General features: G+C 67.2%; 22 protein-coding genes. 4 read left to right on the top strand and 18 right to left on the bottom strand.

The genetic code is table 11. The annotated features are described in order from the left end of the window. Nucleotides 1-55 precede the first annotated feature (55 nt). Nucleotides 56-562: a VOC family protein gene (locus tag GII31_RS03800; RefSeq protein ID WP_213246944.1), complete on the bottom strand. Its 507-nt coding sequence runs from the start codon at nt 560-562 to the stop codon at nt 56-58. Nucleotides 563-630: 68 nt separating this feature from the next. Between GII31_RS03800 and GII31_RS03795 the strand changes: the two genes are divergently transcribed. After that, nucleotides 631-1,422 carry a helix-turn-helix domain-containing protein gene (locus GII31_RS03795; protein WP_213246942.1) on the top strand — a complete coding sequence of 264 codons (792 nt, stop codon included), beginning with the start codon at nt 631-633 and terminating at the stop codon, nt 1,420-1,422. Here the strand turns inward: GII31_RS03795 and GII31_RS03790 are convergent. From GII31_RS03790 to GII31_RS03780, 3 genes are all read right to left on the bottom strand, one after another. Beyond that, nucleotides 1,410-3,236, bottom strand: coding sequence for an ATP-binding cassette domain-containing protein (locus GII31_RS03790; protein WP_213246940.1), 1,827 nt, complete (start codon nt 3,234-3,236; stop codon nt 1,410-1,412). The two genes, GII31_RS03795 and GII31_RS03790, sit on opposite strands and share 13 nt — an antisense overlap. A 5-nt stretch (nt 3,237-3,241) precedes the next feature. Then, nucleotides 3,242-4,432, bottom strand: a complete 1,191-nt coding sequence (locus tag GII31_RS03785; protein WP_213246938.1) for a type III polyketide synthase — start codon at nt 4,430-4,432, stop codon at nt 3,242-3,244. 144 nt (nt 4,433-4,576) lie between these two features. Next, the gene (locus GII31_RS03780; protein ID WP_246222096.1) at nt 4,577-6,250 is read right to left on the bottom strand and encodes a fatty acid desaturase; all 1,674 of its coding nucleotides are present in this window, start codon (nt 6,248-6,250) and stop codon (nt 4,577-4,579) included. Nucleotides 6,251-6,472: 222 nt separating this feature from the next. Here GII31_RS03780 and GII31_RS03775 point away from each other — a divergent pair, with 222 nt between their 5' ends. After that, nucleotides 6,473-7,291, top strand: coding sequence for an LppX_LprAFG lipoprotein (locus tag GII31_RS03775; RefSeq protein ID WP_213246936.1), 819 nt, complete (start codon nt 6,473-6,475; stop codon nt 7,289-7,291). Nucleotides 7,292-7,437: 146 nt separating this feature from the next. Here GII31_RS03775 and lysS read toward each other — a convergent pair whose 3' ends face one another. The 14 genes from lysS to hpt form a co-directional block, all read right to left on the bottom strand. Next, nucleotides 7,438-8,982, bottom strand: coding sequence for a lysine--tRNA ligase (gene lysS / locus GII31_RS03770; protein WP_213246934.1), 1,545 nt, complete (start codon nt 8,980-8,982; stop codon nt 7,438-7,440). Between the two features lie 73 nt (nt 8,983-9,055). Then, nucleotides 9,056-9,472: a rhodanese-like domain-containing protein gene (locus GII31_RS03765; protein ID WP_213246932.1), complete on the bottom strand. Its 417-nt coding sequence runs from the start codon at nt 9,470-9,472 to the stop codon at nt 9,056-9,058. A 178-nt stretch (nt 9,473-9,650) separates the two neighbouring features. Further along, a complete protein-coding gene (locus GII31_RS03760) occupies nt 9,651-10,454 on the bottom strand; it encodes a type III pantothenate kinase (protein WP_213246931.1) in 804 nt (267 codons plus the stop codon). A gap of 16 nt (nt 10,455-10,470) precedes the next feature. Beyond that, nucleotides 10,471-10,890: an aspartate 1-decarboxylase gene (gene panD, locus GII31_RS03755; RefSeq protein ID WP_213246929.1), complete on the bottom strand. Its 420-nt coding sequence runs from the start codon at nt 10,888-10,890 to the stop codon at nt 10,471-10,473. Between the two features lie 49 nt (nt 10,891-10,939). After that, the gene (gene panC, locus GII31_RS03750) at nt 10,940-11,914 is read right to left on the bottom strand and encodes a pantoate--beta-alanine ligase (RefSeq protein ID WP_213246927.1); all 975 of its coding nucleotides are present in this window, start codon (nt 11,912-11,914) and stop codon (nt 10,940-10,942) included. After that, entirely contained in the window at nt 11,911-12,936 is a 1,026-nt protein-coding gene (locus GII31_RS03745; RefSeq protein WP_213246925.1) for a Rossmann-like and DUF2520 domain-containing protein, read from the bottom strand. The genes panC and GII31_RS03745 overlap by 4 nt, the downstream gene beginning before the upstream one ends. 138 nt (nt 12,937-13,074) lie before the next feature. Beyond that, the gene (locus GII31_RS03740; RefSeq protein ID WP_246222095.1) at nt 13,075-14,565 is read right to left on the bottom strand and encodes a DUF6779 domain-containing protein; all 1,491 of its coding nucleotides are present in this window, start codon (nt 14,563-14,565) and stop codon (nt 13,075-13,077) included. 73 nt (nt 14,566-14,638) lie between these two features. Then, entirely contained in the window at nt 14,639-15,172 is a 534-nt protein-coding gene (locus tag GII31_RS03735; RefSeq protein ID WP_213246923.1) for a DUF3180 domain-containing protein, read from the bottom strand. Continuing rightward, a complete protein-coding gene (gene folK, locus GII31_RS03730; protein WP_213246921.1) occupies nt 15,169-15,708 on the bottom strand; it encodes a 2-amino-4-hydroxy-6-hydroxymethyldihydropteridine diphosphokinase in 540 nt (179 codons plus the stop codon). The genes GII31_RS03735 and folK overlap by 4 nt, the downstream gene beginning before the upstream one ends. After that, nucleotides 15,705-16,106, bottom strand: a complete 402-nt coding sequence (gene folB / locus GII31_RS03725) for a dihydroneopterin aldolase (protein WP_213246919.1) — start codon at nt 16,104-16,106, stop codon at nt 15,705-15,707. The genes folK and folB overlap by 4 nt, the downstream gene beginning before the upstream one ends. Then, nucleotides 16,103-17,053, bottom strand: coding sequence for a dihydropteroate synthase (gene folP, locus GII31_RS03720; protein WP_246222094.1), 951 nt, complete (start codon nt 17,051-17,053; stop codon nt 16,103-16,105). The genes folB and folP overlap by 4 nt, the downstream gene beginning before the upstream one ends. A gap of 46 nt (nt 17,054-17,099) precedes the next feature. Next, complete coding sequence (folE, locus tag GII31_RS03715; protein ID WP_407649967.1) at nt 17,100-17,723, bottom strand: GTP cyclohydrolase I FolE; 624 nt, start codon at nt 17,721-17,723, stop codon at nt 17,100-17,102. 174 nt (nt 17,724-17,897) lie between these two features. After that, entirely contained in the window at nt 17,898-20,231 is a 2,334-nt protein-coding gene (gene ftsH / locus GII31_RS03710) for an ATP-dependent zinc metalloprotease FtsH (protein ID WP_260840294.1), read from the bottom strand. Nucleotides 20,232-20,422: 191 nt separating this feature from the next. Continuing rightward, nucleotides 20,423-21,016, bottom strand: coding sequence for a hypoxanthine phosphoribosyltransferase (gene hpt, locus GII31_RS03705; RefSeq protein ID WP_213249805.1), 594 nt, complete (start codon nt 21,014-21,016; stop codon nt 20,423-20,425). Between the two features lie 506 nt (nt 21,017-21,522). Here hpt and GII31_RS03700 point away from each other — a divergent pair. Beyond that, nucleotides 21,523-22,269, top strand: a complete 747-nt coding sequence (locus tag GII31_RS03700) for a hypothetical protein (RefSeq protein WP_213246912.1) — start codon at nt 21,523-21,525, stop codon at nt 22,267-22,269. Between the two features lie 385 nt (nt 22,270-22,654). Continuing rightward, the gene (locus tag GII31_RS03695) at nt 22,655-23,371 is read left to right on the top strand and encodes a glycine zipper family protein (protein ID WP_213246910.1); all 717 of its coding nucleotides are present in this window, start codon (nt 22,655-22,657) and stop codon (nt 23,369-23,371) included. Nucleotides 23,372-23,519 lie beyond the last annotated feature (148 nt).

The following is a 23,519-nucleotide window of genomic DNA, read 5'->3' as shown; positions in this document are numbered from 1 at the left end:
GCTGGCTCGGGCATATGCCCGAGCCAGCCCCTATATCGCCAGAAGTTTGCGGAGGCTACTGCTGGGTGGCTGCCCACTCGGCGACCCGGCGGACCGATTCCGCCTCCGACAGATCCTCGACGCGGGTCATCACCGACCAGCGGACGCCGAACGGATCACGGATGGAGGCGAAGCGGTCCCCGGAGACGAAGGTCGACGGGGCCTCACGGACCGTTGCGCCGGCCGCGACCGCCTTGGCCACCACATCGTCGACATTCGGGCGGTACAGGCCCAGCGAATAGCAGTCACCCTCACCCGCCGGTGCCGGGACCAGTCCGTACTCCTGGCTCGGTTCACCGAGTTGCAGGCGCCCGGTGCCGAAATCGAGGTCGGCGTGCACCACCCGTCCGCCGATCTCAGTCCTGTCGACAAGCCTTGCGCCGAAGACGTTCCGATAGAAATCGATCGCCTCGGCAGCACCCTTGATCGCGAGGAACGGGGTGAGGCTGGTCGCGCCGTGCGGGAGGCCGTCGGTGGTGTGCGCTCCGGTCACGCCGGTCGTCACATTCTGCGCTGGTGTCATGACTCGACCGTAGGCTTGCGACAACGGGCAAGGCTTGAAGATTTGCGACAGAACGCGGGTGGAGACCGATGATTGACGCCGACGACCCACGGGGAATCCTGTATCCGGCGCGGCTGCCCACGTTCCGCCGGGTACCCGCCCCCGCCAACCTGGCCGCGTGCGTCCGATGGTTCTGGATCCCGGTCTGGCGGCTGGCACCCGGACGGACGTCCCGGCAGAACCTGCTGCCGTTCCCGGCGTCGAATCTGGTCGTGCAGCACGACGGGATCACGCTGTCGGGACCGTCGACCAGCGCCTCGTATCGGGATCTGAGCGGATACGGCTGGGCGGTCGGCGCGCTGCTGCGGCCCGCCGGGATCGCGGGTATCCACCAGGCGCCCAAACAGATCCGCGACGCCGAGAGTACCTACGAGGCACCCGGACTGTTCGCCGACGTCACTGCCGCGATGGCCGCCCCGCACAGCATCACCGGCCAGGATCTGGCCGTCGAACACTGTTGCCACTGGCTGCGCGAGACGTTACCGGAGCCGGGCGAGAGCGCGCTGCTGGCGAATGCGATGGAGGACATCGTGGCCGCGGACAGGTCGGTTGTCCGGGTCGGCGATCTCGCCGAACGCCTCTCGGTGTCGGTGCGGACGCTGCAGCGCCTCAGCGACCGGTACGTGGGCCTGCCGCCACTGGCGATCATCCGCCGATACCGGCTGCAGGAGGCCGCGGCCCGGCTACGCGCCGAACCCGACACCACAGTCGTCGAGGTGGCCGCCGATCTCGGATACGCCGATCAGGCGCACTTCGCTTCCGATTTCACCCGGACGCTGGGGATGTCACCCACCGCATATCGGCGGGATCAGCGCGCATAGGAGGCGGCCTCGGGTACCGGTGTCTCCTGGCTGCCGAAGTCGAGTTTGACCAGTTGGTCGGCGAGGTGGAAGTAGCGGTCGTCGTGGGTGATGACGATGACCGTCTTGCCGCGGCGGCGCAGCTCGGCGAGGATCTCGTGGTAGAACGTCTCGCGGAACTGCGGCTCCTGATCGGCGGCCCACTCGTCGAACAGGTACACCGGACGATCCTCCAGGAGCGCGGTGACCAGGGCCAGACGTTTGCGTTGTCCCTGGGACAGGGCGATCGAGGACAGTTTGCCGTCGTGGACGCTCACCTTGTGCGCGATCTGCAGCTGTTGCAGCAGCCGGTTCACCTCGTCGTCGATGCCGGGCCGCAGGTACCCGAAGAAGTCCTCGAACAGGTGGAAGTCGGTGAAGATGGCCGACGTGGCGTGCCGGAACCACTCGATGTTGTGGTGGCCGATCGGTTCACCGTTCAGCGACATGGTGCCCGACTGCGGCAGATACAGCCCCGACAGCAGCTTGGCCAGAGTCGACTTACCGCTGCCGTTGCCGCCGACGACGAACGTCACCTGGCCGGGCTGGAGCACCAGATTCATCGGGCCGAGGTGGAAACCCGCCCGCTCGCCCGCTCCCGATACCTGGGGCGGCATCCCCGGTGGGGGCATATGCGGCAGGCCACGCCCATCCGGTCCGGTATGTCCGGGTCGCGGATGTTCGGGTCGCGGATGTTCGGCCCGCTCCGGATCGCGCTGATCCGGGCCACCGGCCCCACGGGGACCCGGTGGTGGACCCATCGGGGCGGCCGGCAGTTGGTCGCCGAGGTAGGAGTAGTTGACGTCGGCCAACTCGATGCGGGCTGCGGTGACCGGCAGACGATCGCCACCGCCCAGCGCCGTTTCGTCGTGCGGGGTCTCCATCGACAGTTCCATCATGCGGATCTTCTTGAGCGCCACGTCGCCGCGCAGCAGATCCGGGATGCGATGCATGATGTTCTGCATCGGCATCGACAGGAATGTGGTGACCAGCACGTAACCGATCATCTGTTCCAGCGGCAGCTTCATCGCCGCGGCCAGACCGAACAGGATCAGGGCCATCGTCGCCAGCTGGGTCAGCTGGCCCAGCCCCTGCGCGTACGAGAACCGGATACCCGCGGTGACGTTCTTGTCGCGCAGTTCGCGTGCCGAACCCAGCAGATGCCGGTTCATGAAGTCGATGCGCCGGTCGCGGTGCATCTTGAGTTCTTTGATGCCGTGCGTGACCGAACCGAAGGAGCGCAACAGCTCGTCGTCGGTCTCGCGGGCCTGCCGGTACAGCTCACGCACCCGGGTGGCGAGCAGTTCGACACACAGGATCGACAGCAATGTCGCGCCGACCTGCACCGCGAAGATCGTGGGCGAGATGATCGCCAGATAGGTGAGGCAGCCGACGATCGTGGCTGCGTCGATGCACACGCTCGGGATCGCCGCCACCGCCTGCGACAGTGTGCGCACGTCCTCGGTGAGGGTGGCCATCAGCCGGTGCGCACCGAGACGTTCGAGGTGTTCCAGAGGTGCGGCGATGACGCCCGACCCGAGCGAGGCACGCAGCCGGTAGATGGCGTCCTGAGCCAGGCGCGTGAGGATGACCTGGGAGGCGAGCCCGGTGATGAGCACGACCAGCGCGGTGGCGGCGAAGGTGACCCAGTTGCCGTGCACGTCCGGCTTGGGCGAGATCACGGAGTTGATCTGGGTGACGAGAAACGCATTGGCCGCGCCACCGATCAGCCCGGCGACGACCGCGAAGGCGATGCCCCGCCAGGACACCGATACCAGAAAGCGCAGCAGAGCCATCTCCGTTACCGCCCCACGATGTCGAACAGCATGCCCTCGAGCGTGACACCCGGCGCGAAGGAGAACGCCACCCCGGTCGAGATCTCGCGACCGGAGTCGGGGGCGAGCGCCTGCGCGATCATCCGTTCGAGCACGAATATCAGTGAGACGCTGAGCATATTGCCGTACTCGGCGAGCACCTCCCAGCTCGGATCGCAGCTGTCGGCCGGCAGGGCCAGCGACGCGATCGACGATTCGAGGATCTTGGGCCCGCCCGGATGCACCGCCCACAGATCGATGTCGGACTTGCCGAGTCCGTTGCGCGCCAGCATGTCCACGATCACCGGGTCGACGCCGCGCACGATGTAGTCGGGCAACTCCGGCGACAGCTCGCAGGTGATGCCGTCGTCGTTGACGCCGAGCACGATGCCGTCCTCGGCGCCGTCGAACAGGTGGCTGAAGCTTTCGCGGACCACGACGGTGCCGGCGGGCTGCTCGGTTCCGACACCGCACGCGCCGATGACGACGGCGCCGCAGCCGTCGCCGAACAGGCTGTGGGTGATGATCGCGAACGGGTCCTCGCTGAAGACGGCGTTGACCGAACTGAGTTCGAGACAGATCACCAGCGCCTTGCGATCAGGATGTGCGCGAACGTAATCCGATGCCGAACGGATACCGTTCATCGCCGCCGCGCAACCCATGAAGTTGACCACCACACGGTTGGTGGTGACCGGCAGGTCCAGTGCCCGCAGCACCGCCACGTCGACGCCGGGCGCGACGAACCCGGTGCTGGTGACGAACACCAGCATCCCGATGTCGTCGACACTGCTCACCCCGGCGGTGGCGCGGCGGGCGACGTCGATCGCCAGCGGCGCGGCCAGTTCCAGGTACAGGTTCATCCGTTCCCGGATGGTGGCCGGACGCTTGGAGAACTCCGCGAACCCCGGACCGAGCGGATCGACCGCGAGGTGACGACTGGTGATCCTGGTCTTGCGGTAGATGCGGGCGATCCGCTCGCGGTTCTCGTCGTCGTCGAACATCGACGCCACATCGAGAGCCGCGGCATCCTGGTCGAACACCCGCTCCGGCGCACCGGTGGCGATGCCTTCGATGATCGCCACCGCCGTGGACGGGGCCGGTGGCATCGACGCCGGCCGCACTGGATGCCCGGCCGTGCGGCGGGCCTGATCGACGGATAGGGGGTTGTCAATGGTCATGGCGGTGACTCCTGGGATGGTGCTCGGCGGCGGGTGCGCTGCACTCCGTCGATGTGGCGATATAGTTGGATCCGGGTACGTCGTCGATCCGGGTGGGGTCGATCCGGGTGGGGTCGGTCCGGGGGGCGCGGTGGCCGCCGGCGACTAGACGGTCCCGACGCCGGTGAAGCCCTTCACCGTGTACTCGGCGCAGGTTTTGAGCATCGTCGGCGAAAAGTGTTCGCGGAAGAAGCCCCAGTCGTTTTCCTGCGCGGTGCGCGACTTGGCGCCGAGATAGGTGACGACCTGCTTGGGGAAGCGATCGGCGATGAACGATTTGGCGGGCAACCATTCGACACCGAACCTGGCCGCCTCCTCGGCGACTATGTCCTCGCACCAGATATTGGCGAATCCGCTGCGCTGATACGGCAGCGCATGGTGAACCCGATGCGAGCTCAGACCCGCCGACAAGAAGCAATCGACATAGCGGTTGCCGGTGATCTTGAGGTCGTAGGCCTGCTGGAGCTGATTGATCGCCCAGTCGTCGGTGTCGACCTCTACCTCGTCGGTGTCCATCTCGAAATCATGGCTGGCCACAACGAGGAAGGTGCTGAGCCAGAGCGTCACCACGAACTGCAGGAACCACGCCCAGAAATCACCGGCGACGATGAAGGCGATCATCTCGGCGAGCAACAGCAGACGCATGCCGAAGGCTCCGACGAAATGCGGCAGGCCGCCCCGCGTGGAGCCGTACATCTGCGAGATCCCCACCTTCTTGGTGAGCTTGCAGACGTCGATCAGCCGGATCGTCATACCGGTGACGGTGTGTCCGAATTTGTGAATCGTGTGAATCGGAATCCGGTACCAACGAGGCAGGTCCATCATGAAGGTGAAAACGTTCTTCTTGATGTCCACATCGCTTTGCGTATGCGGATGATGCAGCAACGCGTGCCCGTCGGCGGTGACGAACGACAACGCCACGTAATTCATGTCGAAGGCGTTGACCAGGACCTTGGTGGCACCCTTCTGCGCCCGGTGAATGGCGTAATGCCCGAACCCGGCGAGCGAGCTGCGCAGCATCACCATCACGATCACGAATACGGGCAACGGCATCCACGAGGTGTCATACAGTCGCAGGCCCTGCACCGCGAAATAGGCGATGAACAGCATCGCGGCCACGACGTTGAACCAGCGGTCGAGCTTCTTCAGCCGTGTCTGGATATCCTTGCCGCGCAACCTCTTCTTGATGGCGTGCAGCAGATCGTCGCGCCGACCGAAGTCGTACTTCGGGGTGTCGCGCCAGCTGTCGAAACGCTCGGTGAACAGAAAGTCCGGGGCGTTGTTCTTGGGATGCACATCCTCTATCACCGCATCCCGGTCGAGCGCGTACTTCTCCAGCATGCGCTCCACCGCTTCGACATTGGCGTGATAGGAGCCGATGATCGAGGTGATGTCACGGTTCTTGCTGCGGCCGATGAAGAACTCACCGCCGGGATGCTTGGAGATCCAATCGCTCAGATCGTAGGCACGACCCTTGTACACCCACACATCGGCGAGCTGCGGCCCGCCCTCGATACCGGGCAATCGGCCCAGGTCGGGGTGACGGAGTACTTCGGTCGCCTCACCATCGGCCGGCGGCTGCGACCCCGGAGGCCGGCGGTCGCCCTCGACGTCGCCGGAGACCGGCTCCGCGGTCGCCGCGCCCGATCCGCCCCCGGCCACGACCTGGGCCGGATCATCACGGTCGGGCCTTTGATCGGCGGCCGCATCGCGCGGCTCGGACGCGCGATTCACCAACACCGCAGTCTGCACATCCGTGCCACTTTCCGTGTGGGCCATCGCTGACCTCCCCTTCTGTCGTCCCGGTCGGCACCGTTAATTTTGGCACCTATCCTGCGAAAACCCCCACGCTTTTCGCGCTTCGTCGCTACTGTTCGTTGGGAATCAGCATGCCGCGTCGGCGTCGGGAATGCGACATGTGGGTGGCATAAGTACCGTGAATGAACGACGATTGTCGTGAACAGGTGTGTTCGGGGACCACGGCCGTTAATGTATGGCTGCATGAAGACTCAACTCACCCCCACCTCGCGGCCACAGCGCCGTCCCGGCAAACGTTCCCGCTCACTGTTGGCCGCAACGGTCGGCGCGGCGGCGGTCGTGGCACTGGCCGCGGGCTGTGCCTCCGACGACGACGATGACAACACGGGCACCACCACGGCCGCGGCCAGCGTCCCGTCGATGATCGAGACCTCCCGCGCCGAACAGCCCACCGTCTCCGCCGAGGACACCTCGGCCCTCGTCGAGCAGAGCGCACAGACCACCCGCCTCATGCAGTCGGCCCACATCGAACTGAAGGTCGACGACCAGGTCCGCGGCCTACCCGTCCGATCGGTCAAGGGCGACCTCACCAGCAACCCGGCGCCCGCCGCCCAGGGTGAGGGCACCTTCCGCATCAACAACGAGGACGTCGACGTCACGTTCATCGTCGCGGACGGCCAGCTGTTCACCCAGAACGACGGCAGCACCGAATACAAGTCGCTCGGCGAGGCATCCAAGATCTACGACCCGGCGATCATCCTCGACCGCGAACGCGGCCTGGCCAACCTCATCGCCAACGTCAAGGCACCCGAGTCCGAAGGCACCGAGACCATCAACGGCGTCGAGGCACAGAAGGTGAGCGGCACCGTCGATGCCCAGGTCCTGGACCCGATCTTCCCGACGCAGGGCGAGGGCAAATTCTCGGGCAACCTGCCCGTCACCCTCTACATCGACGCCAAGGCGCCGTACAACCTGGTGAAACTGACCATCACCGTCGACAGTGGCGAGATCAACCTCACCACCTCCGAATGGCAGAAGGAAGTCAGCATCTCCGCGCCGTAGCGGCACATACTCCTCGGGCGGGCCTCGAGACCGGGTGGGACCGACGTCATCGTCTCACCGGGTTTCGGGGCTCGTCGCCTGCACTCCCCACACCTGAACCAGCGAAAGGAGGAGGTTTCGAGGACCGACCTGCGGGTGGGCGTGGTCTAGCGGGGCTTGACCAGGGGGAACAGGATGGTCTCGCGGATACCGAGACCGGTCAGCGCCATCAGCAGGCGGTCGATGCCCATACCGGTGCCGGCGGTCGGCGGCATGCCGTACTCCATCGCGGCCAGGAACTCCTCGTCGAGCACCATCGCCTCGTCGTCACCGGCGGCCGCCAGCCGCGCCTGATCGACGAACCGTTCGCGCTGGATCACCGGGTCGACGAGCTCGGAATAGCCGGTGGCCAGCTCGAAACCGCGCACATACAGGTCCCACTTCTCCACCACACCGGGGACGCTGCGATGCGAGCGCACCAGCGGCGAGGTCTCCACCGGAAAATCACGGATGAACACCGGCGCACTCAGCCCGGCACCGACCACGTGCTCCCACAGCTCCTCCACCAGCTTGCCGTGACCGTACCCCTTGTCCTTGGGCACCTCCAGACCCACCCGGTCGGCGATCGCCAGCAGTTGCTCGACCGTCGTCGACTCGTCGGAACCGGCGGGCACGATCTCCTCGCCCAGCGCCCGCGACAACGACGGATACATCTCCAGCGACGTCCACTCCCCCGACAGGTCGTACTCGGAGCCGTCCGGCATCACCGGCGTGAGGGTTCCCATCGCGCCCTGCGACACCTCCTGCACCAGCTCCCGGATCATCACCGCGGCGGTGTCGTAGGTGCCGTACGCCTCGTACGTCTCGAGCATCGCGAACTCCGGTGAGTGCGTCGAATCGGCGCCCTCGTTGCGGAAATTGCGGTTGATCTCGAAGACCTGGTCGATACCGCCGACCACGCATCGCTTGAGGAACAGCTCGGGCGCGATCCGCAGGAACAGGTCCATGTCGAAGGCGTTGGAGTGGGTGACAAACGGGCGCGCCGCCGCACCGCCGTGCAGCGTCTGCAGCATCGGCGTCTCCACCTCGAGGAAACCGCGACGGGTGAGCGCGGCCCGCAACTCGGTCATCACCGCGATGCGGGTGCGAGCGATCTGACGCGCCTCCGGCCGCATGATCAGGTCGACATAACGCTGCCGGACCCGGGTCTCCTCGTTCATGTCCTTGTGCGCCACCGGCAGCGGGCGCAGCGCCTTCGATGCCATCGCCCAGTCGTCGGCCATCACCGACAGCTCACCGGTGCGCGAACTGATCACCTCGCCGTGCACGAACACGATGTCGCCGAGGTCGACGTCCGCCTTCCACCGGGCCAGCGACTCCTCGCCGACACCGTTGAAGCTGATCATCGCCTGCAACTGGGTGCCATCGCCCTCCTGCAGCGTGGCGAAACACAGTTTGCCCTTGTTGCGCAAGAAAATGATGCGCCCTGCCACACCCACCTCGACGCCGGTCTCGGTGCCCGCCTCCAGGTCCGGATGGTCGGCGCGGATCTGCGCGAGGCTGTGCGTACGTTCCAGCTCGACCGGGTAGGCATCGCGGCCCTCGGCAAGAATCCGTTCACGCTTACCGCGCCGGATGCGGATCTGTTCGGGCGCCTCGTCGGCACCCTCCGTCGTCGGCGCCGCTGCTTCGGTGTTCGGGGTCTGGCTCACGAGTCAAAACCCTATCGGGCAGGGGGAATGTGCTCCAACTCGATATCCGGTCGGCCCGATATCGGATCGGCGGTCAGTGCGCCGAGATGGTGGCGAGTTCGGCGCCGGCGAGCGGGGCGGAGATCCGGGCGCGACGCAGGGCCGCGAAACCACCCACCAGGAAGGTGGCGCCCGAGATGCCGCGGGCCTGCAGATGCCAGGCCAGCCATTCGGCGTCGTGGCCGTCGTCGCTGACCAGCACCCAGCGGGCGTCCGCCGAAGCCACGCGCAGCGAATCGCGGGTGCCGGGGGTCAGCCGCGACAGCACGTCGGCGGCGTCGATGGCGAGCGCGCCGGGCAGCACGCCCTGCGTGTCGCGCTGATGCTGGCTGCGCATGTCGACGGCGATCACGCCGCCTTCGCCTGTCAACGAGGAGTACTCGGAGACGAGCACCGACAGACGCACATCGGGAGTGGTGGAAACACGAACGGTGGTGAGAACCGCAGTCATCGGAAGAATTCCTTGAGGTGATCGAGAAAGAGCGGGGGTCGCCGAAAGAGGGCAGCCGCATAAGCGGGCTCAGCCCTGACAACACTCCTGACAGCTCTTGATCACGTCCGACAGTCTGCCAGACCGAACCGGCCGCGTCCACCCTCGGCGGACGGTTGAAACCACGGTGAGCGCAACGTCACCTGCGACCGCGGGGGTCCTTCCTGGACCTCTCGTACACCCGGCGCAGACCGTCGAGGGTCAGGTACGGGTGCTGGTCGGTGAGACTGCGGCACTCGTCGTAGATCAGCGGCGCCAGCGAACCGGTCGCGACCACCGTCACGTCGTCGGAGCCGAAACCGGGCACGGTGTCGCTGATCCGCTCGACGAGCCCGTCGATCTGGCCGGCGAAACCGTAGATGATGCCCGACTGCAATGCCTCCACCGTGTTCTTGCCGAGCACCCCGCGCGGCGGCATCAACTCCACCCGGCGCACCGTCACCGTGTGTTCGCTGAGCGCCTCGACACCCAGGTTGATGCCGGGGGCGATGGCTCCACCGAGAAACTCGCCCTTGGCCGACACGGCGTCGACGACGGTGGCCGTGCCACAGGCCACCACGATGCACGGTCCGCCGTAGTTGGCGTAGGCGGCCAGACAGTTGGCGACCCTGTCGGTGCCGACCTCCTTCGGGTTGTCCACCAGCAGCGGCACCCCGGTGCGCACCCCCGGCTCGAGCAGCAGATGGTGCGCCGACGGAAAGTACGCGGGCAGCAGCGCGCGCATCTCACGCAGCAACGACGGCACCGTCGACAAGGCGGCCACCCCGGTGATCTGGTCGATGTCCGGGCCGAGCAGACCCCGGAACAGCAGGGCCAGTTCGTCGGCGGTGGCCTGCGGGTGGGTATGCAGCCGCCAGTCCCGCACCAGCCCGGCGTGGTCGCCGGAGCCGGTGAACGTACCCAGATGGATGGTGGTGTTACCGATTTCGACGGTGAGCAGCATGCCGCGGATGCCGGTACTAGGCGTCGGCGAGGACGCGGGGGTCGAGCAGACCGGAGCCGTCGGGCGCGTGGGCGGGGTCATGGCCCGCTTCGAGGATACGGTTGTTCTCGTCGACGAACACCACATTCGGCGAATACTCCGTGAGCTCGCGCTCGTTGAGAATGCCGTAGGCGATGATGATCACCAGGTCGCCGGGATGCACGAGATGCGCCGCCGCGCCGTTGATCCCGATGACCCCGGAGCCCGGTTCACCGGCGATCGCATACGTTTCCAGGCGGGCGCCGTTGTTGATGTCGACGATCGTGACCTGCTCACCCTCGAGCAGACCCGCCGCGTCGAGCAGATCGGAGTCGATGGTGACCGAGCCGACGTAGTGCAGGTCGGCCTGGGTCACGGTGGCGCGATGGATTTTTGAGGTCATCATGGTGCGGAGCATGGGAATTTCCCCTCGTTGTCGGCGGTTGCCGGATGAAATGGTATGGGTATCAGTATTTTTCGCGACCGTCGGTTGCATCGCCCGTCGCTGCGCTCGCCTCGGGCACATCCCCCGTCGCTGCGCTCGCCCCGAATCCCGTCCCGATCGCGACGCCGACGTTGTCGATGAGCCGGGCCGGGCCGATCCGGGCCGCGACCAGCAGCCGGCCGTCGCCCTTCTCGGGAGCCTCCTCGAGCATCCGGCCGCGCAACTCGAGATAGTCGACCTCGATGCCGGGATGGGTCCGCAGCACAGCGCGCGCCGTCGCCAGAATGGCATCGGCGCCCTGCGCGGCCACATGTGCGCCGGCGACCAGCGCCGCCGACAGGGTGGTGGCCAGCTCGCGTTGCGCGCCGTCGAGGTAGCGATTGCGTGAGGACATGGCCAGGCCGTCGGATTCGCGGACCGTGGGCACACCGACGACATCGACACCCAGGTTCAGATCATCGACCATCTGCTTGATCAGCACGAGCTGCTGATAGTCCTTCTCACCGAAATATGCCGCATGGGGATTGGCGATCGAGAGCAACTTATTGACCACCGTCAGCATGCCCGCGAAATGTGTCGGCCGCGAAATGCCGTCGAGGATCTCCCCCGCCGGTCCCGGATGGATCATGGTGCGCTGACCGTTCGGGTACATCCCGGCGGCAGTCGGCGCGAACACCAGCTCCACGCCCAGCGGCCGCAGCAACTCGCAGTCGGCGTCGAAGGTGCGCGGATAGGCGTCGAGATCCTCACCCGCGCCGAACTGCAGCGGGTTGACGAAGATCGACACGATCACGACGGTGTTGCCCCTGGCTTTGGCCGCCCGCACCAGCTCCAGATGCCCGGCGTGCAGGGCACCCATCGTCGGCACCAGCGCGACGCGTTTGCCGGCCGCGCGCAGCGCGTTGCTGACGCGGCGCAGATCGGCCGGATCACGGTGCACCGTCAGCTGCCCCGGCGTGAACAGCGCGGGGCCGGATTCGGTGGCGGATGTGGTCACTGTTCCTCCAGTACTTCGATGAGGGTGATCGGTGCGCCGGACTGCTCGGCGGCGCGCCGGGCGAGGGTCCGGTAGGCATCGGCGATGCCATGCGGTCCGTCGCCGCCGCCGATGGTGCGCAGCGCGGCCAGGTGCGCGGTCACCGCGGCCGCATCACCGCGGGCGACCGGCCCGGTCAGCGCCGACGGCCCCAACTCCAGCACATTGCCGAGCGAGGCGGTGACCAGCGGCCCGAGGATCCGTTCGGCCAGGCGCGTCGCATCACCGTCGACGGTGGCCAGGGCCGCGCCCGACTCGTCGTCGATGGCGGCGTTGAGCGCGGTCACGGCATCGCTGATCAGCGCGATCAGGTGATTGGCGCCGTGTGCCAGGGCCGCGTGGTAGAGCGTGCGGTGCGCCTCCGGGATACGCACCGGTTCGCCGCCCATCTCCATCACCAGGGACGCGCCGATCGCATCGCCGATGGCATCGGCGGCCGTGATGCCGAAACATGCGCGGGCCAGCCGCGCGGTATCGTCGGCCGAGCCGACGAAGGTCATCGCCGGGTGCAACGCCAGCGGCAGGGCGCCGCGGACGGCGATCGGGTCGAGGATACCCACACCGTGGGCACCCGCGGTGTGCGCGACCAGCGTGCTCGGTCGCAGTCCCGGACACGTGGCGACCTCGGCGATCACGTCGGGAAGCCGGTCGTCGGGAACGCTGATGATGACCAGTTCGCTGCGCGCGAGTACGTCGGCGACGTCGAGGATCGGTGATTCGGGCAACCTGGCCGCGGCGCGGGCACGCGACGCCGGAGATCGGGCGACAACACCGGCGACGACGTGACCGGCCCGCTCGAGCGCCTCGCCGAGTGCGGTGCCCACACGTCCGGCGGAAACAATGCCGACGCTCAGGCGCGCCGGTGCGGGAAGGTTGGAAACACCGGGCAGGTACTCCCCGGCCGTATATCCACGAGCGCCGGGCGCGCCGGATCCGGGTACGTCGGGCAGCTCAAATTCGCCACCATCGAGTGGTGAGGTCACCGATGTCCTCCACGAGGTCGTTCCAGTCCCGCCGTGCGGGTACCAGACGTTGCACGCCAAGAGTAGGCGCCAACCATCGACAGGACCAGTCAGGTGTGATAGGCCTCACGACATCGTGAGCGGGTGCGGATCCAGGACCTACCCTGTGCCACGTCGGCGATAACCGTCCGCGGACTCCCCGCGGAGCTGACTGAGCAATTCGGACACCGGCATCCCACCCGTGTGCGCGCTCTCACCGCCGTCGTCGAGGCGGCGGCGCCTGCTGCGTCGTCCCGTCGTGAAACCTTCGGTGTCGGGTGCGGCCTCGTGGCTTCCGTGATAGCCGCCCTCATCGCCCGCGGGGTCGGCGGAGGGCCGCATCGCACCGGAGGGGTCCGGTTCGGTCGCGCCCTGTTCGCCGCCGGACCCGTCACTCGTGGGCTTGACCTCTGCCGGCTCGACGTCTGCCGGCTCGGGATAGGCGACCGGACCAACTCTGTGCTGAACCGCCGGGTCCTGATCAGCCGGGCCCTGCACGGCAGTGGCCTGCTCCTCCACCCGCTCCGCCGCATCCTCCCCGGCGCCGGGCTCCCTCATGTCATCGACAAGAGCGGCCGCCTCATCCGCACCGGGATCGGCAGCCACATCCGCGGGACCGGCGACGCGGTACTCGCCGATGTCCTCGTGGTAGTCACGACCGGACTCCACCGGCAGGAACTGCGTTGTCGCCGCCGGATCGACGGGCGCTCCGTCGGCGATATCGCTCCGGTTGAACACCGCGGTGCTCTCGAGGTCGGTGGGCCGGCCGGACTGCGCGACGAACTCGGCCTGGGCGTAGTCCTGGTCGGCCTGGCCCTCGGGGACGTAGTCGTGCCCCGGATAGACCTCCGATTCCGGATAGATGGGCGTCGCCCGCTCCTGATAGGAGTAGGCCTGGTGCGGATACTCCTGCTGCCCGGTGTCCGGATCGGCGTCATGCTGCGCGTAGGCCGGGTGGTCGACGGCTGCGAACTCGGCCGAGACCGGCTCGTCGTCGGTGACGACCGGGATCACCTCGGTCATCTCGTTGGGGTCGGCGTTGGTGGTGCTGCTCGGATGGGAGTCGTATCGCGATGGGGCGGTCGCCGCGAAATCCTGGGCGGCACGCAGACCGTCGTCGGGTACATACCCGCCCGTACCCAACTGACGCACCCGCTCGTTGGGTAGGGCGATTCCCTGGTCGGGCAGCGGCCCGCCCAGCAACACCTCCAGACCGGCCCGCAGCGATGCGATCTGCTGCCTGAGGTCGTACAGTTCGTGATTGGCCTCGTCGGCGACCTCGCGCCGGATGGTGGACTCGACGTCGAGCTCGTACTGGCGCCGTGCCGCGATCTCCCGTTCGAGTTGCAGCTCGTACACCAGACGCAGATCGCGGCTCTTGGCCTCGGCACCCTCGGCCTGCCGGCGGAACTTGGTCACCAGGATCGCGGCGATCACGGCGGCCCACAGTGCGGCGATCACCGCCAGCGAACCCGCCAGCGACATCTCGTCGTTGATCACCATCAGCACGCTGGCGGCCAGGGCCAGCGCGATCAGCAAGCCGATGAGCCACTGCCCTGCCGATCGCTGCGCCCGTCTACCCTCGCCCGAACGGCCGTTGGAGGTCATCATACCGGTAAACTTACCTGCAACCAGCACATTGATCGGTGAACTCCGGCGGAGCGCCACGATCCAACCGGCGCGATCAGGCCGGATCGGCATGCCCGCCGGCGGCCTCGTTCGTCGGGTCATCCGGTGCCCTGCAACAGTATTCGAGCCACAGCGCGGCCGCAACCAGTAGCACACCGCCGATCAGCCCGATGACCGCTGCCGGAGTGTCGTCGTGAGCCGCCGACAGGTCGCTGTGCCGCCACAGGTAGGCCAGCAGACCCGCCCACACACCCGTCCCGATGGCCCCGAGAAGTGCCGAGGCCTTGGCCAGCGCGACGACCCGGGCGGCGAGCAACGGATGCAGCTGGCCGTGCGCGCGGCCCACATCACGATTGGCGACTCGGGCGCGCACGACGAACGCCACGACCACCTCGATCGCCGCGAGCACGTAGAACACCAGTCCCGCCAGCAAGGGCAGCGGAGGCAGGTCGCCGTAGTTGTAGCGGACCAGAATCCACGACGCGACCGTGACGAACGCCGTGATGGCGGCCAGGTCACGAGGCCTGGTGGGACCGAACGTCGGTTCGGGCCCGTCGCCGGTGGGTCCGCCGACCCGGGGCGCGGTCATCGGACCCACTCCGGCAGCGCGCCGGTCCCGGCGTCCGAACACGGGGCGATCTGCCGCACCTGCGCCACCTCGTCGGCGGGCAGCGCCGCGATCAACTCAGCGATCGAACGTGTCCCGGCCGGTGTCCACAACCGCGCGTCGGGTTCGATCTCCCGCCACGGCACCAGCACGAACGCCCGCCGCGCGGCGCGAGGATGCGGCAACGTCAGCTCCGGATCGTCCGACAGCACCGGGCCGTCGTCATCGACCGAGATCACATCAACATCCAGGGTCCTCGGACCCCACCGCACATCGCGGACCCGGTCGGCGGCGCACTCCAGGTCACGGCACAGCCGCAGCCACCCCATGCCGTCACGCAGCCCCTCGGTGATCAGGGTGATGTTGTGGAAGTCCGCCTGTTCGACGCCACCCCACGGCGCTGTCGCGTACATCCCGGATACGGCGATCAGCTCATCGGCCACCGCCCGCACCACCGCCGACAGATGCGCCACCGTGTCGCCCATATTGGATCCCGCCGACAGCACCGCCCGGCTCATGCTGGCCGGCCCGCCGCGGGTACCGGCGAACCGGCCGACTTGCGCGAGCGCCGGGCCACCACCGCCACGTCCCCGAACGTCAGCGGGATGGGCGCCGACGGCTTGTGCAGGGTCACCTCGCACGCGGTGATCCGCCGGTCGGCCATCACGGCCTCGGCCACCTCGGCGCTGACCGTCTCGATCAGATCGCGTGGCTCACCGGCGACGATGTCGTGCGCCAACTGTGCCAACGCACCGTAGTCGACCGTGTCGGCGAGATCGTCCGACGACGCCGCCGCCCGCAGATCCAGCCACAGCACGACGTCGACGACGAAATCCTGGCCGTCACGTTTCTCGTGGTCGAAAACACCGTGATGGCCGCGGACCACCAGGCCCCTCAGTTCGATCCGATCGGTCATGTCTCCGCGTTCTCCTGTCCACCGATGCTCTCGACTCCACCGATGCTCTCGACTTCACCGATGCTCTCGTCGAGGCGTTGGTCCACCAGACCGCGCCGCCCGCCGGCGGTCCATGCCGCCGCCACCGCCACCGCGTCGCGGCTCGCGGCCACATCGTGCACCCGCACGCCCCATGCCCCACCGGCCGCGGCCAGCGCCGAGACCGCGGCCGTGGCCACCTCGCGGCCCGCGGGCTCACGGTCGGTGCCGCCGGAGGCCAGCAGCGACCCGAGGAAACGTTTGCGGGAGGCACCGATGAGCACCGGGAAACCGAGCCCGACCAGTGTCGGCAGCGCGTGCAGCAATGCCCAATTGTGTTCGGGCGCTTTGGCGAACCCCAATCCCGGGTCGAGGATGACCTTCGCGGGGTCGACCCCGCCGGATACCGCCGTGTCGACTTGGGCGAGCAACTCGCCGCTCACCTCGGCCACCACGTCGCGGTAGCCGCCGATGTCGTCAAGGGAATGGGTGAACAGCTCGCGCCGGTCCTCGGCCGTGACCGCCAGTGGGCGCCAATGCATCAGGATCCACGGAATGCCGGCGGCCGCGAGCACCCGCACCATCCGTGGATCGGCGCGGCCACCGGACACGTCGTTGACGATCGTCGCGCCCGCAGTGATCGCCTCCTCGGCAACCCGCGCGCGCATCGTGTCGACGGAGATACGGGCACCCGTCAACCCGGGGGTGCGGTCGATATGGGCGCGCAGACCCGCGATCACCGGCGCCACCCGCGACGCCTCGATCTCCGGGTCGATACGCACCGCACCCGGACGGGTGGATTCGCCGCCGACGTCGATGATGTCGGCGCCCTGGTCGAGCAGTTCACGTCCGTGCGCCACCGCGGCGTCGACGTCGAGATAGCGGCCGCCGTCGGAAAAGGAGTCGGCGGTGACGTTGAGGACACCCATCACCCGGGTCCTCGGTACCGATGCGGAAGGCGCTGGGAACGGCACGTCAGCGGGAGATCAGGTCCAGCGCTTCGCCGCGCGAGACCGCACTGGTCTTGAACAGACCGCGCACCGCCGACGTCGTCGTCGTCGCACCGGGCTTGCGGATACCGCGCATCGCCATGCACAGATGCTCGGCCTCGATCACCACGATCACCCCGCGCGGGTTGAGCCGGGCGACGATCGCGTCGGCGATCTGACTGGTCAGGCGCTCCTGCACCTGCGGGCGCTTCGCGTACAGGTCGACCAGCCGGGCCAACTTGGACAGCCCCGTGACCTGACCGGACTCGCCGGGGATGTAGCCGACATGGGCCACCCCGTGAAAGGCGACCAGATGATGCTCGCAGGTGGAGTACATCGGGATGTCCTTGACCAGCACCAACTCGTCGTGGTCCTCGTCGAACGTGGTCGCCAGGACCTCACTCGGATCGGTGTAGAGGCCGGCGAACACCTCCTCGTACGCCTTGGCGACGCGGGCCGGGGTTCGGCGCAGTCCCTCACGATCGGGATCCTCACCCACCGCCAGCAGTAATTCGCGCACCGCAGCCTCGGCACGGGCGAGGTCGAACGGACGTCTGGCCACGCCGTCACCCACCTGTGCGTCGATCAACGGCTCGCTGTCATCGGTCATCGTCATGAGTCGATCCTAAGTTGTCGGTGCCGCCGGGCTTCTCGTCGGTCGAGGTGCGCGGTGGTGAACCGGGAAGCCGGCGCCGGGACGGTGCCGGCTCAGCTGGGTTCCAGGTCACCGGGTTGCCGGGCTCCTCGCCCCACGGCCCGTCACGCCTCAACCGACGACAGGGCGCTACTGCCGGTCGGGACCATTGGTGCCCGGACCATTGGCCCCGCTGCCATTGGCCCCGCTGCCATTGGCCCCGCTGCCATTGGTCCCGCTGCCATTGACACCCTGGTGCGGGTCGGCCGGTTGCTGCGGATACCCGCCCGGCCAGCCCTGCGCCGGACCGTTCTGGGGTGCGCCATGGTGGGGCGGCCATCCCGGCGCCGACCAGTCGCGCGGTGCGCCGTAGTCGGGATACGTCCCGCCGGACTGTCCGGGACCCGAGCCGTAGCCGGGCTGGGGGTACCCCGGCTGGGGGTAGGGCTGGGTGCCCGCCGGGTGCGGCTGCCCGTATCCGGGTGCCGGTTGATAGGCGACTCCCGCCGGAACCGGCTGCGGTGCGGCCTGCTGCGGCGGCGGCCACGGCTCGCCACGTTCCATCGCCAACTCACCCGGCGTCTTCACCGGCGGCTTGTCGCTGGGGGTGCGCTCGCCCCAGTCGTTGAACGCGGTGATCCGGGGGCGTTTGACCACGTCGGAGAAGATCTTCTCCAGATCCTTGCGGGTCAGCGTCTCTTTTTCCAGCAGGTTGGTCGCGAGCACGTCGAGGGTGTCGCGGTACTCCGACAGGATCGACCACGCCTCGGTGTGCGCGAACTCGATGAGCCTGCGCACCTCGTCGTCGATATCGCGTGCCACGTCGGTGGAGTATTCGGCCTGCGCGCCCATCGACCGGCCCAGGAACGGGTCACCCTGCTCGTGGCCGTACCGCACCGCACCCAGCCGGGCACTCATGCCGTACTCGGTGACCATCGCGCGGGCGATCTTGGTGGCCTGGTCGATATCGCTGGACGCACCGGTGGTGGGCTCGTGGAAGACCAGTTCCTCGGCGGCGCGCCCACCCATGGCCATGACCAGCCGCGCGATCATCTCCGAACGCGTCATCAGGTCCTTGTCCTGCTCGGGCACGGCGAGCGCGTGGCCGCCGGTACGCCCGCGGGCCAGGATGGTGACCTTGTAGATGGGGTCGAGGTCGGGCATCGCCCACGCCGCGAGTGTATGACCACCCTCGTGGTAGGCGACGACCTTCTTCTCGTGCTCGCTGATGATGTGGCTCTTGCGGCGCGGACCGCCCACAACCCGGTCGACGGCCTCTTCGAGGGCCTCGGCGGTGATCACGGTCTTGTTCTCGCGCGCGGTGAGCAGGGCCGCCTCGTTGACGACGTTGGCCAGGTCGGCGCCGGACATGCCGGGGGTCCGCTTGGCCAGACCGTCGAGGTCGGCACCCGAGTCGATCGGCTTGCCCTTGGCATGCACGTTCAGGATCGCCCGGCGCCCTGCCATGTCGGGGTTGCCGACGGGGATCTGCCGGTCGAAGCGGCCCGGGCGCAGCAACGCCGGGTCGAGGATGTCAGGCCGGTTGGTGGCGGCGATCAGGATGATGCCGGACCGGTCGGAGAAGCCGTCCATCTCCACGAGCAGCTGGTTGAGGGTCTGTTCGCGTTCGTCGTGACCGCCGCCCATGCCGGCGCCGCGCTGGCGGCCGACGGCGTCGATCTCGTCGACGAAGATGATGCACGGGCTGTTCTGTTTGGCCTGTTCGAACAGGTCACGCACACGGGAGGCACCGACACCGACGAACATCTCCACGAAGTCCGAACCGGAGATCGTGAAGAAGGGCACCCCGGCCTCACCGGCGACGGCACGGGCCAGCAGCGTCTTGCCGGTACCGGGCGGACCGTAGAGCAGGACGCCCTTGGGGATCTTGGCGCCCAGTGCCTGGTAACGGGCCGGGTTCTGCAGGAAGTCCTTGATCTCGTGCAACTCTTCGACGGCCTCGTCGGCACCGGCGACGTCGGCGAAGGTGGTCTTGGGCATGTCCTTGGACAGTTGCTTGGCCTTGGACTTGCCAAAGCCCATCACCCCACCGCGTCCGCCGCCCTGCATCCGGCTCATCACGAAGAAGAACAGGCCGAACAGGATGATCATCGGCAGCAGGAACACCAGGATGGACCACAGGACCGAGTCCTGGGACACGTTGGTCTGGTAGCCGGCGCCCGAGGCGCGCACCGATTCGAAGACGAAATCGCTGCCGTCGGACGGGTACTTGGCACTGATCTTCTCGGCGGTGGCGCCCTTGTCGTCGACCTTGATCGACTCTTTCAGGGTGATCCGAAGCGTCTGCTCACGGTCGTCGATCTGCACGAACTCGACGTTCTTCTTGTTGAGTTCGGTGAGCGCGACCGACGTGTCGACGCCGCGGAAACCGCGGTCGGTGTCGCGCATCGCGCTCCAGCCCCACAGCACCAACAGGATCAGCGCGAGGATGGCCAGATTGCGGAAAACTGTCTTGCGGTTCATTCGCTGTTGGTGGGGTGCGGCGTGTCGAGCCGCTCCCGCTGTCCTTCCCGTCGACTTCTCCCGGCCGCGTCGCGACCACCCCACATCGCCGGCGGCGTGCATGCTTCAGGTGAGCGCACGCAGACGCGGGCGAGGGCTATTGACCCAGGCTACCGGTGAACGTGCGGCGAAGGAAAACCGTTCCCGGCTCGTCAGTGCTCGTAGACGCTGGGCTTGAGACGGCCGATGTACGGCAGGTCACGGTAGCGTTCGGCGTAGTCGAGGCCGTAGCCGACGACGAACTCGTTGGGGATGTCGAATCCGATGTCCGCGACGTCGATGGGCGACCTGACCGCGTCGGGTTTGCGCAGCAACGTGCACACTTCCAGGGTGCGCGGGTTACGGGTGGACAGGTTGCGCATCAACCACGACAGGGTCAGGCCCGAGTCGATGATGTCCTCGACGATCAGCACGTCTCGGTCGGCGATGTCGCGGTCGAGGTCCTTGAGAATGCGCACCACCCCCGACGACGAGGTGGACGAGCCGTAGCTGCTGACGGCCATGAACTCCATCTGCGACGGAATGGGCAGGACGCGGGCGAAGTCGGTCATGAACATGATCGCGCCCTTGAGAACGCCGATCAGCAGCAGGTCGTCCTCGGTGTCGGCGTAGCGGGCGGCCACCGACTCGGCCAGTTCGCGGGTGCGTTGCCGGATCTGCTCCTCGGTGATGAGGATCGCCTCGATGTCGTCGCCGTAGGGATCGCGACCGTCGGGGCCGGTGAGGTCGGGGCTGCTGGGCTGCAAGTCATCGGGCTGCACCCGTTCAGCTTGTCATGGCCGGCGCGGGTCCGGTAGTCGGACATCCGGGGCGCCGCCGATGTGGACAACCGTCACCGGCATATAGCCGGTTCGCCGGACTTCGACGTCGGAACACCGCCGCCGCCAACCCCGTACAACCCCCACCCGACGGTGCGATACTTAGCCGCTCGCACCATTTCGCACCCGCCGTCACTGCCCCCAACTCTGTGGGCCTTCTGTCAACCATCTGGATGGTTTTTATCACGTAACGGTAACGATTGGGCGTGCTTATCGGTACCTTCTGTAAACATCGGACACCAAGAACGATGTGAATTTGTAAGGTGCGTCGCACTGTCCGATGATGGTGTCACTACCTGATGATGGTGCCACCGCCTGATGATGGTGCCACCGCCTGATGACGGTGTCACGGCCCGATCGGATTGTCTCCGATTGTCGTGTGATCGAGACAGCCCGCATCGTCGAACCACATCGTGCAAGGCGACGAGACAGCAATGTCCACGACAGAAGGCAGTACCCGTATGCAGAACCCGAGCGTGCGCACCCCGGTGCGCATCACCACCGCAATGGTACTGGCGATCTTCGCCATGACCACCGCGTTCATCGGCAGCGGCGGCGCGGCGGCGGCTCCGGCCGATCCGGTCAGCTACAAGATCTGGCGCGCCGGGGACTCCATCAAACTTCACGTCGGCAACGGCACCATCACCAGCGAGGACGGCTGGGTCGCCATCAACGACACCGCGGGCCGCAAGGTGTGGACCGCGCCGCTGTCCTACGCGGTGGACAAGCTGCAGTTCCCCATCGGCATCACACACCGCACCAAGTACGACGCCACCCTGACGCCGTCCACCGACAAGACGCTGGCCACGCCGGTCAGCACGCGGACCTTCAAGGCCTCCAAACTCGTCGCCGAACGGGACTACGCCAAGAAGAAGAGCACGGCCTGCGCCAAGGACAAGACCGACAAGGACGGCTACAAGTCGCGCCAGGAGCGTGACGACGCCGCGCTGAGCCGCGTGACCAGCCAGCTCGGTACCGCCACCGCTATCGGCGGCTTCGTCGGCACCGCAATCGGCGCGATCGTCGGTCTGGCATTCGCCGGTATCGGGATCACAGTCGGTGCGCCCGTCGGCGGCATCATCGGCACCATCGTCGCCGGTGGCCCGACACTCATGTATGCCGCAAGCCGCTACTTCACCACCCTGAACACCCCGTTCAAGGCCGACACCTGCCCGAAGTAGTTCAACGGCCGGAATCCCGGCACGACCGATTGCCACCCAATCCCGTCGACGTTCATCGTCGACGGGATTGTTGTAGTGCGCGCTTCCGCTGCCACACCGGGGATCAGCACTCGATCGCCGAGTCCGAACGGCGTTCCCCGTGCCACTATTTCTACCGCGAGAAATAATGTCCGCCATTCGGGTGATTTCTCGACCACTTCACAGCTATGGGACCTTTTCCCCACATTTTTGTCACACCCAGATGAAACACTGGCTTAACAGGGGGCCGATTTGGCATTGCGAAGACGCTCCTTCAGTACAAATACCGGTCCTGTCTCGCGGCTCCGAGCAGACCGATCCACCTCATACGGCGGCCAGCCCCCGCCCAGAGAAAGCGATTCACACAATGTCCATTCTTTCCAGACAGACCATCACCCGGCTGCTCACCGCGGCGGTCATCGCGGTGCTGGCGGTGACGACGGCTCTCCTCAGCGGCGGGGCGGCCGGCGCCGCACCCGCGAACAACCCGGTGAAGTACGAGATCTCCCGGGACGGCAACAAGGTTCTGCTGTCGGTGACCGGGGGTTCCATCACCCGTGACGGCACCATCGTCAGCATCCGCAACAACGCGGGCAAAGCGGTGTGGGCGATGCCGCTGACCTACTCGCTCGAGGACAAGCAGTTCCCCATCGACCTGGTCACGTACAGCTCGAATCGGGTGGCGCTCGTCCCGATCAAAGATCTGGCCCGCTCAGCGCCCGCCGACGCCAAGCAGGTCGGGACCGCACGCAAGTACGCCCAGAACTACGCGTCCGGCGGATACCAGACGCGCAAGGATCGTGACGACGCGGCGCTCAAACGCTTCAACTCCGAGGTCGCGGCCGGCATGACCATCACCTCCATCGTCTTCGCGGTGATCGGTGTCATCATCGGCGTCGGACTGATCGGCGTCGTCGGTTGTGCCACGATCGTCGCCTGTGTTCCGGCGCTGACCGCCGGTGTCGCGCTCGGCGGCATCGCGGGGACCATCCTCGGCGGCGGCGGCTCGGTGGTCGTGGCGGGTATCCGCTACTTCCAGACAATCAGCGCGCCGTTCACCCCCCCGGGCAAGAAGAAGAACTGACCGCACGGATGTCCTGAACGGACCCTCCGCACCGACCGGAATGTCGGCAACCGTGACTCCTGCCGAGTCGCGGTTGCCGACATTTTTGGCTCAGGAATGGCTTGTCCCAGGTACGGGTCGGGGATGTATCGGCCCCCGGGACAGGGAA

The sequence above is a fragment of the Gordonia pseudamarae genome, from assembly GCF_025273675.1.
Lineage (GTDB): Bacteria > Actinomycetota > Actinomycetes > Mycobacteriales > Mycobacteriaceae > Gordonia > Gordonia pseudamarae.
This window is presented reverse-complemented; position numbering and strand designations above follow the sequence as displayed.

Bases quoted from the DNA above. Each gene is read 5' to 3' on its own strand.
- GII31_RS03800 (WP_213246944.1), bottom strand. From the start codon at position 562: ATGACACCAGCGCAGAATGTGACGACCGGCGTGACCGGAGCGCACACC.
- GII31_RS03795 (WP_213246942.1), top strand. From the start codon at position 631: ATGATTGACGCCGACGACCCACGGGGAATCCTGTATCCGGCGCGGCTG.
- GII31_RS03790 (WP_213246940.1), bottom strand. From the start codon at position 3,236: ATGGCTCTGCTGCGCTTTCTGGTATCGGTGTCCTGGCGGGGCATCGCC.
- GII31_RS03785 (WP_213246938.1), bottom strand. From the start codon at position 4,432: ATGACCATTGACAACCCCCTATCCGTCGATCAGGCCCGCCGCACGGCC.
- GII31_RS03780 (WP_246222096.1), bottom strand. From the start codon at position 6,250: ATGGCCCACACGGAAAGTGGCACGGATGTGCAGACTGCGGTGTTGGTG.
- GII31_RS03775 (WP_213246936.1), top strand. From the start codon at position 6,473: ATGAAGACTCAACTCACCCCCACCTCGCGGCCACAGCGCCGTCCCGGC.
- GII31_RS03765 (WP_213246932.1), bottom strand. From the start codon at position 9,472: ATGACTGCGGTTCTCACCACCGTTCGTGTTTCCACCACTCCCGATGTG.
- GII31_RS03760 (WP_213246931.1), bottom strand. From the start codon at position 10,454: ATGCTGCTCACCGTCGAAATCGGTAACACCACCATCCATCTGGGTACG.
- panD (WP_213246929.1), bottom strand. From the start codon at position 10,890: ATGCTCCGCACCATGATGACCTCAAAAATCCATCGCGCCACCGTGACC.
- GII31_RS03740 (WP_246222095.1), bottom strand. From the start codon at position 14,565: ATGATGACCTCCAACGGCCGTTCGGGCGAGGGTAGACGGGCGCAGCGA.
- GII31_RS03735 (WP_213246923.1), bottom strand. From the start codon at position 15,172: ATGACCGCGCCCCGGGTCGGCGGACCCACCGGCGACGGGCCCGAACCG.
- folK (WP_213246921.1), bottom strand. From the start codon at position 15,708: ATGAGCCGGGCGGTGCTGTCGGCGGGATCCAATATGGGCGACACGGTG.
- folB (WP_213246919.1), bottom strand. From the start codon at position 16,106: ATGACCGATCGGATCGAACTGAGGGGCCTGGTGGTCCGCGGCCATCAC.
- folP (WP_246222094.1), bottom strand. From the start codon at position 17,053: ATGGGTGTCCTCAACGTCACCGCCGACTCCTTTTCCGACGGCGGCCGC.
- folE (WP_407649967.1), bottom strand. From the start codon at position 17,723: ATGACCGATGACAGCGAGCCGTTGATCGACGCACAGGTGGGTGACGGC.
- ftsH (WP_260840294.1), bottom strand. From the start codon at position 20,231: ATGAACCGCAAGACAGTTTTCCGCAATCTGGCCATCCTCGCGCTGATC.
- GII31_RS03700 (WP_213246912.1), top strand. From the start codon at position 21,523: ATGTCCACGACAGAAGGCAGTACCCGTATGCAGAACCCGAGCGTGCGC.
- GII31_RS03695 (WP_213246910.1), top strand. From the start codon at position 22,655: ATGTCCATTCTTTCCAGACAGACCATCACCCGGCTGCTCACCGCGGCG.